We start from the raw sequence: 16240 nt of genomic DNA, 5'->3' as shown, positions 1-16240 counted from the left end.
GCGTCAGCGTGCCGCGATGCCGCGGATCGGCGGGTGGTGGAACGTGTCGCCGAACACACGCTCGGACGCGCCCTCACGATCCAGGTACGGCGAGGCGCCGCCGTCGATGAACGGCCATGCCGCCCCGAGGATCAGGCAGAGGTCGATGTCCTCGACCTCCGGGACGACGCTCTCGTCGAGCATGATCCGGATCTCCTGCGCGAGCCCGTCCTGCACGCGCTGCAGGATGACCGCCTCCGAGGCGGGGGACGAGCCCACGGCCCCCTTGAGGACCTTCTCCGCGGCCTTGGTCCAGCCGGTGACCTTCCCGTGCTTGTCCTTCTCGACGACCTCCGGCAGCTCGGCGAGCGCGTGGAAGTTCTCGGAGGAGAAGAAACGGTCCGGGAACGCGGCAGACATGGTGTCCTGCACGTGCGCGGCGACCTTCCAGCCGACCAGATCGATGAGCTGGAACGGCGTCATCGGCAGACCGAGCGGTGCGAAGGCCTTCTCGACGGTCAGCAGGGGAGTGCCCTCGTAGACCGCCCGGGCGGCCTCGCCCATGACCTTCGCGAGGAGCCGGTTCACGACGAACCCGGGGGCGTCCGCGGTCAGCACCGCGTTCTTGCCCAGCCCCTTGGCGACCACGAAGGCGGTCGAGAGGGTCTGCTCGTCGGTGGCCGGCGTCTTCACGATCTCGATCAGCGGCATCACCGCGACCGGGTTGAAGAAGTGGAAGCCGACGAGGCGCTCGGGGTGGCTGAGCTTCGCGCCGATCTCCTCGACGGAGAGCGAGGAGGTGTTGGTCGCGAGGATCGCGTCCGGCGCGATGACCGACTCGATCTCGGCGAACACCTGCTGCTTCACCCCGACCTCCTCGAACACCGCCTCGATCACGAAGTCGCAGTCCGCGTACTCGGACTTGTCGGTGGTGCCGCGCACGAGTCCGCGGAGCTGGTTGGCGGTGTCGCCGTCCAGACGCCCCTTGGCCTCGAGCTTCCCGATCTCCTCGTGGATGTGTGCGACGCCCTTGTCCACGCGCGCCTGGTCGAGGTCCGTGATGAGCACGGGGACCTTGAGTCGGCGCACGAACAGCAGGGCGAACTGGCTCGCCATGAGCCCCGCACCGATGATGCCGACCTTCGTGACCTTCTTGGCGAGGGACTTGTCGGGGGCTCCCACCGGCCGCTTCGCGCGCTTCTGGACGAGATCGAACGCGTACATGGAGGCAGCGAACTGGTCGCCCACCACGAGGTCGGCGAGCGCCTCGTCCTCGCGCGCGAAGCCCTCTTCCTTCGTGCCGCTGCGCGCCTTCTCCAGGAGGTCGAGCGCGACATAGGGGGAGCGCGGCACGGTGCCGATCTTCGATTCCAGCATCCCGCGTGCCATCTTGATCGCGATCGGCCACTTGGTGAGCCGCTCGATCTTGCCGGGCTCGTTCTTCCGCTCGACTTTCACCCGTCCGGACAGCACGCCGTCGGCCCACGCGAGCGAGTCCTCCAGGTAGTTGGCGGGGGAGAAGATCGCGTCGAACATGCCGAGCTCGTACGCCTGGCGCGGCTTCAGCGTACGGTTCTGCTTCAACGGGTTCGAGATCACGACCTCGAGGGCGTTCTCGATGCCGATGAGGTTGGGCAGCAGGTATGCGCCACCCCAGCCGGGGATCAGGCCCAGGAACACCTCGGGGAGCGCGATGGCCGCGGCGGACGCATCCACCGTCCGGTAGGTCGCGTTCAGCGCGATCTCCACGCCGCCGCCGAGGGCGAGCCCGTTCACGAACGCGAAGGACGGCACGCCGAGGTCGGAGAGAGCGCCGAGCACCTTGTGGCCGAGCTGGGCGATCAGCACCGCGCTCTCGCGCGACGGGACACGTGAGACGTCGGACAGATCCGCTCCCGCGGCCAGGATGTACTGCTTCCCGGTGATCCCGACGGCATGGATCTCGCCCGCGGACGCGCGCGCCCGGAGGCCGGCGAGCGTCTCGCCGAGCTCCATGAGGGTCGCCGGTCCCAGGGTGTTCGGGCGGGTGTGGTCCCGGCCGTTGTCCAGCGTGATGAGGGCGAGCACCTTGCCCGAGGGGAGACGGACGTCCCGGACGGGAGAGTGCGTCACGACCTCGTCGGCGGTGAAGGCGTTCAGCGGGGAGAAGTCGACAGCGTCGTAGTTCGTCATCGTGCGGTTGCTCACTTCTTCTTCTTGCCGTCGAAGTACGGGTTCTCCCAGATGACGGAACCGCCCTGGCCGAGACCCACGCACATCGCGGTCAGGCCGTAGCGGACGTCCGGGCGCTCGCGGAACTGCGCAGCGAGCTGGATCATGAGGCGCACGCCCGAGGCGGCCAGCGGGTGACCGATGGCAATCGCGCCGCCCCACTGGTTGACCCGGGGGTCGTCGTCGGCGATGCCGAAGTGATCGAGGAGGGAGATGACCTGGACGGCGAACGCCTCGTTCAACTCGAACAGGCCGATGTCGTCGATCGTCAGCCCGGCCTTCCGGAGAGCCTTCTCCGTGGACGGGATCGGGCCGATGCCCATGATCTCCGGCTGCACACCGGCGAAGGCGAACGACACCAGGCGCATCTTCGGCGTCAGTCCCAGCTCCTTCACGGCGCGGCCGCCCGCGAGCAGGCTCATGGTCGCGCCGTCGGTGAGCGGAGACGAGGTGCCTGCGGTCACGCGGCCGTGGGGACGGAACGGCGTCTTCAAGCCGGCCAGGTCGGCCATGGTGGTCTGCGGACGACGTCCTTCGTCCTCGGTCGCCAGGCCCCACGCACCGGTGGCGTCCTTGACGCCCACGGACACGAGGTCGGGCTGGATCTTGCCCGCGTCGTAGGCAGCCTGGGCTCGGTGCTGGCTGCGCATGCCGAAGGCATCGCTGCGTTCCTTCGTCAGGTGTGGGAAGCGGTCGAAGATGCGCTCCGCGGTGACGCCCATGTTCAGCGCTCCGGGATCGACCATCTTCTCGGCGACGAACCGCGGGTTCGGGTCGGCGTTGCTCCCGATGGGGTGGTGGCCCATGTGCTCCACGCCGCCGGCCAGGGCGATGTCGTACATCCCCATGCCGATCGAGCCGGCCATCGTGGTGACGCTCGTCATGGCGCCCGCGCACATCCGGTCGATCGCGAACCCGGGAACGGTCATCGGAAGCCCCGCCAGGATCGCGGCCGAGCGCCCCAGGGTCAGGCCCTGGTCGCCGGTCTGGCTGGTCGCCGCGATGGCGACGTCGTCGATCCTCTCCCCGGGGACGCCGGGGTTGCGCTCCATGACACCGATGATCGTCTTGACGACGAGATCATCCGCACGGGTGTTCCAGTACATGCCCTTCTCGCCGGCGCGCCCGAAGGGGGTCCGCATGCCGTCGACGAAGTAGACGTCCGAAATCTCGGCCACCTTGCCTCCAAAGTCTGGGTTTCCTTCAGCCTAGGAGGCGGCCCGTACCCGGAGGAATCGGTTGGGTCGAACCTACGAAGCTACTTCGGACGAGTCGTCCGACTCTTGCACGGAATCCACAAAGGCAGTAGCGATCAACTGTGCGGTTTCGTGAATCTGCCAGGGTCGGGCCCCGGCATCGAGGAGCGCCTGACCGATCGTCTCGGCATCCATCTGCGCGGGCGGCTCCCACGCCACGCGGCGCAGCAACTCGGGCGTCAGGAGGTTCTCCGTCGGCATGTTCAGTTCGGCGGCACGGGCCTCGACGGCGGGACGTGCGGCCTTCAGTCGCAGATCCGCCTCGGGATTGCGGTCCGCCCAGACGCGGGGCGGAGGGAGCGTGTCGCCGGGCACCCGCTCGCGGGGGAGCTCCGCCGTCGTACGCCCGCGTTCGAAGGCCGCCCACCAGCGGTCGATCTCCGTGCGGCTGGCTCGGCCGGTGAAGTCCTTGACGGCACCCAGGGCCCGCTTCGAGTCGGGATCGGCGGCGATCGCGGCGATGAGCGAGCGATCGGGGACGAGACGCCCCGGGGCGACGTCCTGGGCGATGGCCAACTCCTCGCGAGTGAGCCAGAGTTCGCGGGCGATCGCGAGCGCGCGCCGACCGCGGAGGGTGTGCAGGCCGCTCATCCGTCGCCACGGATCGGTGCGCGGCGGCTTCGTCGGGCGGTCGAGCACCGCCTGGAACTCCTGGGCGGCGATCTCCGTCTTCCCCTGCTCGGCCAGCTCGCGCGTGAGGATCTCATAGACGTCGATCAGATGAAGGACGTCGAGGGCGGCATACTCCAGCCAGCTCTGCGGCAGGGGACGCGTCGACCAGTCCGCGGCGGAGTGCGCCTTGGCGAGGCTGATCCCCAAGGTGTCCTCGACGACGGCGCCGAGGCCGACCCGCTCGTGCCCGAGGAGGCGCGAGGCGAGCTCGGTGTCGAAGATCCGCGGTGGCTCGAGGCCCAGCTCACGCAGCGAGGGCAGGTCCTGGCTGGCGGCGTGCAGCACCCACTCCTCGGTCGAGAGCACCTCCTGCAGACGGTCGAAGCGCGAGAGCGCAGGCGGGTCGAGCAGGAACACGCCCGCTCCGCGCCGGAATATCTGTATCAGGTACGCCCGCTGCGAGTACCGGAATCCTGATGCCCGCTCCACGTCCACCGCGAACGGCCCCTCGCCTGCTGCGAGCGCGGACACCGCAGCATCCAGCGCCTCGTCGTCGGCGATCACGGGGTACTCAGCCACGTGCCTGTCCTCTCATTCGCATCACGTCGATGTCCTCCGACCCCGGGGGCAGACCCGCCAGCATGCAGAGGAGTTCGGCCCAGGCCTCCACGTGAGCGTCGAAACCCGGTCGCGGCGACCAGGACGCGCGCAGCTCGATCTGCGCTCCGTCGCCCTCGTCCGCGAGACCGCCGAATCCCTTGGACAGGGTCTTCGTGGCGGTTCCGGACGCATCGTGGTAGCCCGCGCCGTGGGACGCGAGCGCATCGATGAGCCAAGACCAGGCTACGTCCGCCACGAGCGGGTCGACGCCGATATCGCTGTCCAGCGGCGCCTGCGCGAAGCAGACGACCCGCCAGGGACCGCCCCACGCGTCGGGTTCCGCAGGGTCGTGGAGGAGGAGGAACCGGCCGGTCCCGTAGAGCGACTCACCGCTCGGTTCGGGACGGATGTCTCCGGCCAGAGCGAGCGCATGGGGCGCGAGGCCCGCGGGCGCGGGGATCTCGTGCACGGTGAGGTCGCGACGCAGCGTGACGGCCCGGACTGCCTCCACGGCGTCCTCGAACGGGGAGGGCGACGGGGCAGAGGGGTGGGCCACGGCGACAGACTAGGCTGAACGCACGATGAAGAACTCCAGGCGCGCCGCCCGAATCGGCGCCTCTCCCGTTCTCCGCGGCGCGCTGGGCGGGGCTCTCGTCGGTCTCGCTGCGGCGACGGCGCTGACCACCGCGGTTCTCGGTGCGGTCGGCATCCGGGTGGCGCGACGAGTGGTGACGCCGGCCGCGCGCCGGGCCGACACCCGCATCCTGGCCCTCGATCCGGCCTCCCAGACCGTGACCCTCGAGCGCAACGACGACACGGCGCTTCCCGGCCGCTACGGGCTGTTCACGCGGGGGACCGAGGACTACGTCAAGCTCGGCAGCGTCCTCGCCGAGAGCGACGGCGGCGTCAAACGCAAGCTCCTCACCCACATCGGCCCGGACGCCCGCCTCTCGGCCGAAGCCGCGTTCTCCGGCTGGTACTACGACCGCCCGGAACAGCTGCACCTGCCCTTCTCCTCGCAGCTGATCGGCTCCGCCGTCGGCCCCTGCCCGGCATGGCTGTTCCCCGCCGAGGAGGAGACCGACGTCTGGTGCATCCAGGTGCACGGGCGAGGCACCACCCGCGCGGAGTGCCTGCGTGCCGTGCCGTTGATGCACTCGCTCGGTCTCACGACGCTGATCGTGTCGTACCGGAACGACGGCGAGGCGCCGCGCAGCCGCACCGGGCGCTACGGTCTGGGCTCGACCGAATGGCGGGACGTCGACGCGGCCATCGGCTTCGCGCGGCGGTCCGGCGCCCGCAGGATCGTGCTGATGGGGTGGTCGATGGGCGGCGCCATCGTGCTGCAGCTGGCGCTCGGCTCCGCGCACCGTGACATCATCGCGGGGATCATCCTGGATTCGCCCGTCGTCGACTGGCGGGTGGTGCTGGACTACCAGGCGCGGCTGATGAACCTGCCCAAGCCGATCGCCGGCGTCGCCATCGCCGCGCTGGAATCGGACTGGGGCACCGCCTTCACCCGCACCGGTCGCCCCATCCCCTTCGACCGGCTCGACGTCGTCGCGCGCGCCGGCGAGCTGGTGCACCCGGTGCTGATCCTGCACAGCGACGACGACGGGTTCGTCCCGTCGGACGCCTCGCACGATCTCGCCGTCGCGCGACCCGATCTCGTCGAACTCGAGGTCTTCGAGGGGGCGCGGCACACGAAGCTCTGGAACTACGACGAACGACGCTGGACGGACCGCATCCGCACCTGGCTGGAGCAGCGCGGCGTGACCCGCGAGGCCGAGGAGGCCTGAGAGCGCAGACGGCGGCGACACCGGGCGCGCCACGCGGTACTACCCCTCGCGCCCGCCGTCCATCCCTTTCCCCGGGGTGCGTCGCCGGGTCATGGTGGAGGCGTGCGATTCACTGACGATCTCAACGCCTGGGTGGCGCGGCAGCGGTGGTATGCGGGCAAGAGCCACGCCCCGCGGTTCCGGATCCTCGACGTCCAGCCCGCCCCCGAGGGCACCCGGTACCTGCTCATGGACGACGCGGGGGCGCTCCCTGCGCTGTACCAGGTACCCCTGGCGCTCATCGCCTCTCCCGGCGATGCGGAGGAGGTCATCACCGAGGAGCCCGACGGCGGCTACGTCATCGACGCGACCGGGCACCCTCCCTTCGCCATCGGGATGCTCTCGCAGATGGGGGTCGATGTCAGCCGGGTGACCGGAACCCGGGTACTCACGGCCGAGCAGTCCAACACCTCCATCGTCTTCGACCAGGACGGCGAGCCGGCGATCATCCTGAAGCTCTTCCGCACCCTTCATCACGGCGAGAATCCCGACGTCACCGTTCAGCGCGTGCTGAGCGCGGCGGGATCCCCGCACGTGCCCCGTTTCCTCGGGAGTCTCGACGCCGAGTGGCCGGACGTCGGCCGGGAGCCGGGTATCGCCCGCGGGACCCTGTGCTTCGCGCAGGACTTCCTCCGCGGCGTGCGGGACGGATGGGAGGTCGCACTGGAGGCGGCACGCGAGCGGCGGGACTTCGGAGAGGCCGCCCGCGCCCTCGGGATCGCAGTGGCCGGAGTGCACGGCGCGCTGGGGGCGGCGCTGGAGACCGTGGACGCGGGCTCGGAGGACGTGACGGCGACGGTGGCCGGCTGGCGGCGACGACTCGCGACCGCCGCAGCGGAGGTGCCCGCCGTCGCGGACCGGTTCGACGCCATCGACGACGTCTACCGTCTGGCACTGGAGCGTCCGTGGCCGCGGCTCCAGCGCATCCACGGCGACCTGCATCTCGGCCAGGTGCTGGCGGTCCCCGACGGGGGATGGCGCATCGTCGACTTCGAGGGCGAACCCCTCCGTCCCATGGAGGAGCGGGCGATTCCCGATCTCCCGCCGCGCGACGTCGCCGGGATGCTGCGCTCCTTCGACTACGCGAGCGCCGTGGGCGGCGCACCGGACGGCGCCGAGTGGGCGGCGTCGTCGCAGAAGGCGTTCCTCGACGCCTACACGGGTGCTCCCGGGTCCATCGAACTCGATCCCGTGCTGCTGCGCGCCCTCGTTCTCGACAAGGCGGTCTACGAGTCGACCTACGAGGCGCGCAACCGGCCGGACTGGCTGCCCGTCCCGCTGGCGGGGATCGACGCAGCCCTCGCGCCCCAGTCGCTCGGCTGAGTCATCCGGCGGCCGGCTCGTCGGGCTCGAGCATCAGGAAGAGGGCGCCGTAGGCCGGGAGCGAGACGGAGAAGCTCCGCAGGTCGTCGACGCGTCCCACCGTGTCGCCGGATGCCGCATCCACCACGGTGCTGTGCGGCACCAGCTGATCGGAGCGTACGGTCCCGTCCGTCGGCTCCGCGGAGAAGTTCAGCACCGTCACCTGCATCGGGGCGGGCGCCTCCGCATCGCCGTCGTCCAGGCGGTGCACGAGCACGAGCATCCCGGGATGCGCGACCTCGGGGATGTCGACCTGTGACGCGGTCGCGATGCCGTACCGGCGCCGGAGGTCCAGGATGCCCGCGAGCCGCGTGGCGAATGATCCGGGATCCTCGAGCTGGGCCGGCAGCGGGCCGTACAGCGCGCGCCCGCGCGGCATGCCCGCGGCGGAACGTGTCGCGCCCGGATCGACGTCGAGCAGGTCGTGGGCGCCGCGCTCGATCCAGCGCGTGTCGCCGGCCGCGACGAGATCGGTGACCTGCTCCGACGGGAGGGTGAGCATGCCCACGAGGTCCCAGCCGGAGAGCGCGAAGACACCGGGCTGCCATGCGTTGTACGCGCAGAGCAGGAGATGCGCATCGCGGATGACGGGAACGTCCGCGTCGGTGATGTCGTCGAGCCGCGCGACCCCCCGCGTCGCCGCGATGAGGGAGGTCGTCGTGCAGGCGATCCCGTTCTGCGTGAAGACGCGGTTGTATTCCACCGCGCCGGTGAGGACCTCCGTGAGTTCGGCGCGCACCAGCTCCGCGAGCTCCGGCCCGGTGATCTCCTCGCCCCGGAACCGGTACAGGTCGTCGCCGTGGCGCGTCGCCCAGTGCACGAGCTCGTAGGTGAGTTCGTCGTGGTTCTGCAGCCCGTGCACGAGCTGCACGGGCTGGACGCCGAGCTCGAGAGACGTGGTGAGGGCCAGACGGAGGAACTCGGTCCGCCCCGTGGCGAGGGCGTGATGGTAACCCGGACGGGCGATGAAGTCGTAGGACAGGTCGGCACCGACGGCTGCCGTGTCCCGGATGTCCTCGATCGTGAGGTTGAGCTCCTGGAAGGTGAAGCCGCCGACCTTGCGCACCATCCCGGCGATGATGTGGTTCGCCGCGTGCGAGAGGGGATGCCCTTCCGACCAGGCCGGGAGCCCCTCGGCGCTCTTCTCGACGCCGAGGAACCCGTTCGCGTCGAGGCGAAGCGCACTCGTGCCCAGCTCGCCCAGCGAGTGCAGCGCGTCGCCGATCACGAGGCGCATGCCCGCGAAGGTCGGGTCGAGCCAGTTGATCGAGGGCTGACCCTGCTTGAAGTAGTGCAGGTACACCCAGCGGCGGGTGGCCCCGTCGGGACCGATCACGGGGGCGGTCGCGCTCCAGTTGGTCTCCTTGACGCCGGGGGTGTAGAAGATGACGCGCTGGAGGGCGCCGATGATGTATCCCCGCTCCGCCAGTTCCCGCTCCGTCGCCGGGTCGAGGTTGACGCTGTCCACCCCCTCCGGCACGTCCGGGAGCAGCCCCCAGTCCTCCGGCAGGACCTCGACCATGTGGTAGATCCCGGGATAGTCCTTGAACCCCATCTCCGCGAGCCGGAAGTCGGCGCCCTTGCCGGTGTGCCCCGGAACGATGTCGTCGATCACGCTGCCGCCGTGGGTGTCCGCGACATCGCACAGGGCACGGAATTCCTCCTCGGTGCCGAAGGCGGGGTCGATCTCGGTGCTGATGCGGTCGAAGTGGCCGTCCACACTCGGGGTCTCCCGCCACCCGGCGATACCGCCCGCCCGTTTCACCGGACCGGTATGGATCGCGGTGATCCCCACGCGCTCGAACGCCGTCCAGAGCTCCTCGTCGCCCAGGGCCGCCAGGAAGGATTCCCCGGGCCGCGTGATGAGCGATAACGGGTAGGCCGTGAACCACACATCGCTCGTCGCGATGGCGCGGCGGGCATCCGGACGCGCGTAGGCGTTGCGCCACATCGCCGGCTGCCCCGCGAGCTGGCGGGCGAGGACATCCGCATCCTTGAGCATCGACTGCCGCACGAGCCACTCGACGTAGGACGGATTGGTGCCGTTGGCCGTCCGCGGGTCGGTCTTGATGCGCCGCACGCTCCCGCCGCGGAACTGGTCGCGCGGCCGCAGCCGCTTCGGCCGCGCGGGATAACGCTGCTCGTCGTAGCTGATCCCGATCTTCTCGGAATCGGCCGTCTCGTCCTCCGTCGTGTCGGGGACGGGAAGGTCGATGGGGCCGGTGTAGAGATCCTCCGGCCGATGCTCGTCACGCGCCATGCCCCCACGCTACGGAGTGCGCTCCCGCCCTCAGGGGGGACTGGCGTCGAGCATCGCTCGGGACTATGGGCCCGGGCGACCGGGGATCCCGATCAGGCGGAGCGCTTCTCGCGCACCTGCCGCTTCGCCCGCAGCAGCATCCCCGTCATGCCCGCGATCCGCAACGGCGACACGGCACGCGTCAGTCCGATGCTGCGCGGGAAGTCGTCCGGGATCCCCAGCACCTCATCGGCGGTGAGCCCGCTGATGCCCTGCGCGAGGATGCTGGCGAAACCGCGCGTGGTCGGCGCCTCGGCGGGAGCCGTCGCGTGCATCGTCACGATCCCCTCCTCACCGACCTCGATGAGGATGTAGACGGGCGACTGGCACTCGGCGACCCGCTCGGTCATCTCCGGGTGATCGGAGAACTCCGCCGGCACCGCCGGGAGCTCCTGCGAGAACTCGAGCAGCAGCTGGAGCCGTTCCGGCTCGGGGAGGGCCAGGAAATCGTCCCGGATCTCGGCCAGGCTCTCGGGCAGTTCGGTCTCGCTCATCGCCCCCATCCTCCCACGCGACGGCCCGGGGTCACCGGCCCGGGACGTCCCCCGGTTCCGACCCGGTCACGATCGGCACCCGCACGGCACTGCCCCACTCGGTCCACGACCCGTCGTAGTTGCGGACGTCCTCGAACCCGAGGAGGTGCTTCAGCACGAACCATGTGTGGCTGGAGCGTTCGCCGATGCGGCAGTACGCGATGACCGAGTCGCCGTCGCCGAGCCCCGCCTCCGCACGATAGATGGCATCCAGTTCGTCGCGCGGGCGGAACGAGCCGTCCTCCGCCACGGCGCGCGCCCAGGGCACGCTCTGCGCCGACGGGATGTGCCCGGCCCGCAGCGCGCCCTCCTCGGGGTAGGCGGGGGCCGTGGTGCGCTCTCCGCTGTACTCCTCGGCGGAGCGCACGTCGATCAGCGGATGGCCCAGGTGTGCGAGCACGTCCTCCTTGAACGCTCGCAGCTCGCTGTCGTCGCGTTCCACGATGGGGTACTCGGTGGGCTCCCGGTGGGACGGTTCCGTCGTCAGCGGGCGCTCGTCCGCGATCCACCGGTCGCGACCGCCGTCCAGCAGCCGGACGTCCTCGTGGCCGAACAACGAGAACACCCAGAGCGCGTAGGCGGCCCACCAGTTGTTCTTGTCGCCGTAGATGACCACCGTGTCGTCGCGGGCGATGCCCTTGCGGCTCATCAGCTCGGCGAACCCCTCGCCGTCGAGGTAATCGCGCACGACGGGGTCGTTGAGTTCCGTGTGCCAGTCGATCTTCACCGCGCCGGGGATGTGGCCGGTCTCGTACAGCAGGACGTCCTCGTCCGATTCCACGACCACGAGGCCCGGGGTGCCCAGGCGTTCCTGCAGCCAATCGGCGGAGACGAGGCGCTCGGGATGCGCATAGGCGGCGAACTTCTCGGATGTGGTGTCGGGCTCGACGGTCACGGGGGGTGCTCCTCGTCTTCGGACGTAAGGGGACGGCGTAGGCTGATAACCGTCTGCTTCGACCCTAGATTCCCTCGGGCACGCGACGCATCCTTCAGGTAAACAGGGGACACAGGACGCACATGACCTCCACCGCGCCGTCGACCGGCATCGTCCGTCTGTCCGAACGGGCCCCGCACGTCTCGGGCGCCGACATGGTCGCCTCCCTCGTGCCGCCTCCGCAGTTCTCCGACGCGTCCTTCGCGTCCTACCGCGCAGACGACGCGTATCCCTCCCAGCAGGACGCCAAGGACACGCTCACGGAGTTCGCGGGCGGGACCGCGCCCCAGGCGAAGAAGGGTCTGTTCCGCCGCGCGCCCAAGACGCCCGAGCGTAAGCCCGGGGTGTACCTCGACGGCGGATTCGGCGTCGGCAAGACGCATCTGCTCGCCTCGATCTACCACGCGATGCCGGCCAGGAGGAAGTACTTCGGATCGTTCATCGAGTACACCGCGCTGGTGGGGGCGATCGGCTATCAGCAGACCGTTGAGCTGTTCCGCGGGGCCGATCTGCTCTGCATCGACGAGTTCGAACTCGACGATCCGGGCGACACGATGGTGATGACCCGGCTGCTGGGCGAACTCGTCGCGACCGGGACCAAGCTCGCTGCCACTTCGAACACGCCGCCGAACGCGCTGGGGGAGGGGCGCTTCGCCGCGCAGGACTTCCTGCGCGAGATCAGCGCGATGTCCGCCAGTTTCGAGACCCTCCGCATCGACGGCGTCGACTTCCGCCAGCGTGCCGTGGACGGCCACGCTGTCGTGCTCGACGACGACGGGTACGAGCAGGCGATCTCCGCCGCGGCCGCATCCGGTGTCGTCTCCGACGACGCCTTCGACGCGCTCATCCGCCACCTCGCCACCGTGCACCCCTCCCGGTACATCCGGCTCATCGAGGGGCTGAGCACCATCGGGCTGCGCGACGTGACCGTCCTGACCGATCAGTCCGCGGCCCTGCGCTTCGTGGCGTTCATCGACCGCGCCTACGACGCGCAGATCCCCCTCCGCGCCACGGGCGCCCCGCTCGACACGGTCTTCGGAGACGAGATGCTCGCCGGGGGCTACCGGAAGAAGTACCTGCGGGCGATTTCGCGGCTCATCGCGCTCACCCACTCCTGAGGCGTCTCCCGGGTATTCCGGGGCAGCCTCCCCGGTGCTCGAAACATGATGTTCACCTCATCCGCCATCCTGTAACGCCGCCGTAACGGAGCGCGCATCTCGCTGGAACGGCCCGTCGCGAGACTTAGCGAGCCCGAAGCCTCCGCAACCCGTCTGAATGCGGTCGCCTCGGTACTCCGAGTAACACGACATGGATGAGGAATCTCATGGACAGCGGAAATCTCGCCTGGTCCGTCGCAGCGACGGCACTTGTGCTATTTATGACGCCCGGTGTGGCGTTCTTCTACGGCGGGCTGGTGAAGGCCAAGAGTGTCGTCAGCATGATGATGATGAGCTTCGGCGCACTCGGACTCGTCAGCGTGCTGTGGATCCTCTACGGCTTCAACATGAGCGCGGTCGACAGCACGTGGGCCTTCGCCGGTAACCCGTTCAGCGACTTCGGCCTCGGCGGCCTCGACAGCGACGGCCTCGTCGGTGCGACCTTCGGTGCCACGTTCGCGATCATCACGGTCGCCCTGATCTCCGGTGCGATCGCCGACCGTGCGAAGTTCGGCTCCTGGCTGATCTTCGCCGGCATCTGGGCGACGGTCGTCTACTTCCCGGTGGCCGCGTGGGTCTGGGGCGGCGGCTGGATCATGGGTCTGGGCGAGACCTTCGGGTTCTCCGCCGAGGTCATCGACTACGCCGGTGGCACCGCGGTGCACATCAACGCCGGTGCGGCAGCGCTCGCGCTCGCTCTGGTCCTCGGCAAGCGCATCGGCTTCCAAAAGGGCATCACGAAGCCCCACAACGTACCGCTCGTCATGCTGGGCGCTTCGATCCTCTGGTTCGGCTGGTTCGGCTTCAACGCCGGCGCGGAAGGCACGGCCGGGCTGCTGGGCACGGGTGACTCGTCGGTCGGACTCATCATCATCAACACGGTCGGTGCCACGGCCGCGGCGATCCTCGGCTGGCTGCTGATCGAGAAACTGAAGGACGGCAAGGCCACGTCGGTCGGCGCGGCATCCGGTGCCGTCGCGGGTCTGGTCGCCATCACCCCGGCCTGCGCCAACCTCACGCCCGGCTGGGCCCTGCTGCTCGGTGTCGTCACCGGTGCGGTCTGCGCCCTCGCGGTCGAACTGAAGTGGAAGCTCGGCTTCGACGACTCCCTCGACGTGGTCGGCGTCCACCTCGTCGGCGGCATGATCGGAACGCTCTACCTCGGCTTCTTCGCCACCGGCACCGGACTGTTCGTCGGCGGCAACGCCGAGCAGCTGGTCATCCAGTTCGTCGCGGCCTTCGGTGTCCTGATCTACTCCTTCGTCGTCGCCTGGGTCATCGGCTTCGCGATCGAGAAGACCATCGGCTTCCGCATCAAGAACGACGACGAGCTCGCCGGCGTCGACACGGTCGTGCACGGCGAGGAGGGCTACTCGCTCGTCGAGCAGGCCTGATCCCTCATCCACACAGCAGATGCCGGGGGCATCGCGGGCGACCGCGGTGCCCCCGGCATCGTCCGTAGGGTGTGAGGATGGCTTCGCTCCGGTCCCTGTTCGCCCGCCTCGCCCGCGTCCTCACCCCGGCCCGAACGACGGTCCCGTCCGCTCCCGCCCCGACGACCGTCGAGGTCTCGCCCACGGACGTGCGCGGGCTCGTGCTCGGCTACGACCCGCGACGCGACGGGCGCGCGGATGCGGGCGAGATCGGCTGGACCTGGGTGCCCTTCGCGGAACGGGACGGCCGCGGCAAGGACCGCCCGGTGCTCATCATCGCGCGGCAGAGCGCGGACCGCGTCTACGCAGTCAAGCTGACGTCGCGCTCGCACGCGGGGGAGCGGGAGTACGTCCCGATCGGCAGCGGCCCCTGGGACGCACAGGGCAGGCCCTCCTGGGTGGATCTGGACCAGCTGTACAGCGTGCACGTCGAGGGCCTCCGCCGCGAGGGCGTCGCGCTCGATGCGGCGCGCTTCGACGTGGTCGCCCGCGCTCTGCAGGCGCGGTACGGGTGGCGGCGCGCGTGATCCATCCCGCCCGCGTCCTCGTGGTCAGATGGGCGTCTCCGGCGCTGCCAGGATGGCTAGCGTGATGAAGAAGTCTGTCCTGGCCACCGCGGTCCTGGGCGCGGTACTGCTGTTCACCGCCTGCTCCTCGAACACGGGGAAGGATGCGGCTCCGGCGGGCGCGACCGTTCCCCCCGCCCCAGACCTCCCCGACTACGCGGCGACGCTCGAGGAGAAGATCCCCGCGGTCATGGCCGAGAACGCCATCCCGGGTGTGGTCGTCCTGGTGGAGTCCCCGTCGCGCGGCGACTGGTCGGCGACCTTCGGCACCGCCGAGATCGGCGCCGAGATGCCGATGGCGCTGAGTGATTCCTTCCGCATCGGCAGCAACACGAAGACGATGACCTCCACCGTCATCCTCCAGCTCGTGCAGGAAGGCGTCCTCGCCCTCGACGAGCCGATCTCCACCTTCCGCCCGGATGTCCCCGGCGGCGACGACATCACCATCGCGAATCTCGCGGAGATGCGCAGCGGCCTGTACAGCTACACCTTCGATCCCGCTTTCAACGCCACGCTCGATGAGGATCCGCAGAAGGCCTGGACGGCCGACGAGCTGCTGGCGATCGCGTTCTCCCATCCGGTGAATGCCGCGCCGGGGGTCGAATTCGAGTACAGCAACACGAACATCGTCCTGCTCGGTGTCGTGATCGAGCAGCTGACCGGCATGTCCGCGTCGGAGGCGTTCGCCGAGCGGATCTTCGAACCCCTGGGTATGACGCACTCGCTGCTGCCGCTCGCCGACGACTGGTCGATCCCGGGAGCTCATGCCCGCGGTTACCAGTTCGGCACCAATGTCGAGACGATCGACAGTTACGCCGTGCCCGCGGACGAGCTCGCCGACGCACTGGACGGCACTCTGCTGCCGATCGATCAGACCGATGCCAACCCCTCCTGGGCGTGGACGGCGGGCGGGGCGATCTCCACGCCGGACGACCTCGCCGTGTACGTCAAGGCGCTCGTGGGCGGCGGTCTCCTGGACGAGTCGACCCAGAAGCTGCGCATGGACAGCATCCGGCCCATGACGCCGGGCGCGCCCGTCGCCTACGGGCTGGGGATCGCGCAGTTCGCCCCCGGGATCCTCGGACACGACGGGCAGCTGCCGGGATACTCGTCGTTCATGGTGCACAACGCGCAGACCGGCGACACGATCATCATCGCGTGCAACCTCTCGGCATCGCCCGTCGACGGCGAGAACGCGGCCGTGGTGCTCGGGAAGCTCCTGATCGGGGCGCTCTACGGCGCGGCGGACCTGCCCGATCCGGCCGCGCCCGCCGCGACCACGCCTGCCGCGGGCTGACGGACGGGATCGCGTACGTCTTCTCACCGCCCCGCGACGCACGGGTGGCCGAGGTGGCCCGGCTCTTGCCGGCGCGCTTCGTGGTGCCCCCGTTTTGGGACGTCTTCTCTCGCGCACCTGGTGTCCTGCGCGATCGTGGGCGAGCCTGTACGGACACACCCGA

Annotated in this window: 13 protein-coding genes; 6 read left to right on the top strand and 7 right to left on the bottom strand. The window is 69.8% G+C overall.

The window, feature by feature from the left end; genetic code table 11:
• Nucleotides 1–3: 3 nt before the first annotated feature.
• The 4 genes from F6J84_RS08175 to F6J84_RS08160 all read right to left on the bottom strand — a co-directional run bounded on the left by F6J84_RS08175 (nucleotide 4) and on the right by F6J84_RS08160 (nucleotide 5214).
• Nucleotides 4–2151 (bottom strand): 3-hydroxyacyl-CoA dehydrogenase NAD-binding domain-containing protein, encoded by a 2148-nt coding sequence (locus F6J84_RS08175; RefSeq protein ID WP_150974744.1) that lies wholly within the window; start codon nucleotides 2149–2151, stop codon nucleotides 4–6.
• Nucleotides 2152–2162: 11 nt separating this feature from the next.
• Nucleotides 2163–3368 carry a thiolase family protein gene (locus F6J84_RS08170; RefSeq protein ID WP_150972884.1) on the bottom strand — a complete coding sequence of 402 codons (1206 nt, stop codon included), beginning with the start codon at nucleotides 3366–3368 and terminating at the stop codon, nucleotides 2163–2165.
• Nucleotides 3369–3440: 72 nt separating this feature from the next.
• Nucleotides 3441–4637, bottom strand: coding sequence for a ribonuclease D (locus F6J84_RS08165; protein WP_150972882.1), 1197 nt, complete (start codon nucleotides 4635–4637; stop codon nucleotides 3441–3443).
• Nucleotides 4630–5214 carry a DUF3000 domain-containing protein gene (locus F6J84_RS08160; RefSeq protein WP_150972880.1) on the bottom strand — a complete coding sequence of 195 codons (585 nt, stop codon included), beginning with the start codon at nucleotides 5212–5214 and terminating at the stop codon, nucleotides 4630–4632. The genes F6J84_RS08165 and F6J84_RS08160 overlap by 8 nt, the downstream gene beginning before the upstream one ends.
• Before the next feature lie 25 nt (nucleotides 5215–5239).
• Here F6J84_RS08160 and F6J84_RS08155 point away from each other — a divergent pair, with 25 nt between their 5' ends.
• Entirely contained in the window at nucleotides 5240–6457 is a 1218-nt protein-coding gene (locus F6J84_RS08155; RefSeq protein ID WP_150972878.1) for an alpha/beta hydrolase, read from the top strand.
• Nucleotides 6458–6559: 102 nt separating this feature from the next.
• A complete protein-coding gene (locus tag F6J84_RS08150) occupies nucleotides 6560–7819 on the top strand; it encodes a maltokinase N-terminal cap-like domain-containing protein (RefSeq protein WP_150972876.1) in 1260 nt (419 codons plus the stop codon).
• 1 nt (nucleotide 7820) lies between these two features.
• Here F6J84_RS08150 and treS read toward each other — a convergent pair whose 3' ends face one another.
• The 3 genes from treS to F6J84_RS08135 form a co-directional block, all read right to left on the bottom strand.
• Complete coding sequence (gene treS / locus F6J84_RS08145; protein ID WP_150972874.1) at nucleotides 7821–10118, bottom strand: maltose alpha-D-glucosyltransferase; 2298 nt, start codon at nucleotides 10116–10118, stop codon at nucleotides 7821–7823.
• A gap of 92 nt (nucleotides 10119–10210) precedes the next feature.
• Nucleotides 10211–10651, bottom strand: coding sequence for a SufE family protein (locus F6J84_RS08140; protein WP_150972872.1), 441 nt, complete (start codon nucleotides 10649–10651; stop codon nucleotides 10211–10213).
• Between the two features lie 31 nt (nucleotides 10652–10682).
• The gene (locus F6J84_RS08135; protein WP_150972870.1) at nucleotides 10683–11585 is read right to left on the bottom strand and encodes a sulfurtransferase; all 903 of its coding nucleotides are present in this window, start codon (nucleotides 11583–11585) and stop codon (nucleotides 10683–10685) included.
• Between the two features lie 122 nt (nucleotides 11586–11707).
• On the opposite strand from F6J84_RS08135, the gene zapE reads away from it, so the two are divergent.
• From zapE to F6J84_RS08115, 4 genes are all read left to right on the top strand, one after another.
• Entirely contained in the window at nucleotides 11708–12742 is a 1035-nt protein-coding gene (zapE, locus tag F6J84_RS08130) for a cell division protein ZapE (RefSeq protein WP_150972868.1), read from the top strand.
• 206 nt (nucleotides 12743–12948) lie between these two features.
• Complete coding sequence (locus F6J84_RS08125) at nucleotides 12949–14175, top strand: ammonium transporter (RefSeq protein WP_150892578.1); 1227 nt, start codon at nucleotides 12949–12951, stop codon at nucleotides 14173–14175.
• A gap of 77 nt (nucleotides 14176–14252) precedes the next feature.
• Nucleotides 14253–14741 (top strand): type II toxin-antitoxin system PemK/MazF family toxin, encoded by a 489-nt coding sequence (locus tag F6J84_RS08120; RefSeq protein ID WP_150972866.1) that lies wholly within the window; start codon nucleotides 14253–14255, stop codon nucleotides 14739–14741.
• A 64-nt stretch (nucleotides 14742–14805) separates the two neighbouring features.
• Nucleotides 14806–16077: a serine hydrolase domain-containing protein gene (locus tag F6J84_RS08115; protein ID WP_150974743.1), complete on the top strand. Its 1272-nt coding sequence runs from the start codon at nucleotides 14806–14808 to the stop codon at nucleotides 16075–16077.
• Nucleotides 16078–16240 lie beyond the last annotated feature (163 nt).

This window comes from Microbacterium caowuchunii, assembly GCF_008727755.1.
In the GTDB taxonomy this organism is placed as follows: Bacteria; Actinomycetota; Actinomycetes; order Actinomycetales; family Microbacteriaceae; genus Microbacterium; species Microbacterium caowuchunii.
This window is presented reverse-complemented; position numbering and strand designations above follow the sequence as displayed.

Excerpts from the sequence above, each read along its gene's own strand:
- F6J84_RS08115 (WP_150974743.1), top strand. The coding sequence starts at position 14,806 with ATGAAGAAGTCTGTCCTGGCCACCGCGGTCCTGGGCGCGGTACTGCTG.
- F6J84_RS08120 (WP_150972866.1), top strand. The coding sequence starts at position 14,253 with ATGGCTTCGCTCCGGTCCCTGTTCGCCCGCCTCGCCCGCGTCCTCACC.
- F6J84_RS08140 (WP_150972872.1), bottom strand. The coding sequence starts at position 10,651 with ATGAGCGAGACCGAACTGCCCGAGAGCCTGGCCGAGATCCGGGACGAT.
- F6J84_RS08125 (WP_150892578.1), top strand. The coding sequence starts at position 12,949 with ATGGACAGCGGAAATCTCGCCTGGTCCGTCGCAGCGACGGCACTTGTG.
- F6J84_RS08155 (WP_150972878.1), top strand. The coding sequence starts at position 5,240 with ATGAAGAACTCCAGGCGCGCCGCCCGAATCGGCGCCTCTCCCGTTCTC.
- F6J84_RS08175 (WP_150974744.1), bottom strand. The coding sequence starts at position 2,151 with ATGACGAACTACGACGCTGTCGACTTCTCCCCGCTGAACGCCTTCACC.
- treS (WP_150972874.1), bottom strand. The coding sequence starts at position 10,118 with ATGGCGCGTGACGAGCATCGGCCGGAGGATCTCTACACCGGCCCCATC.
- zapE (WP_150972868.1), top strand. The coding sequence starts at position 11,708 with ATGACCTCCACCGCGCCGTCGACCGGCATCGTCCGTCTGTCCGAACGG.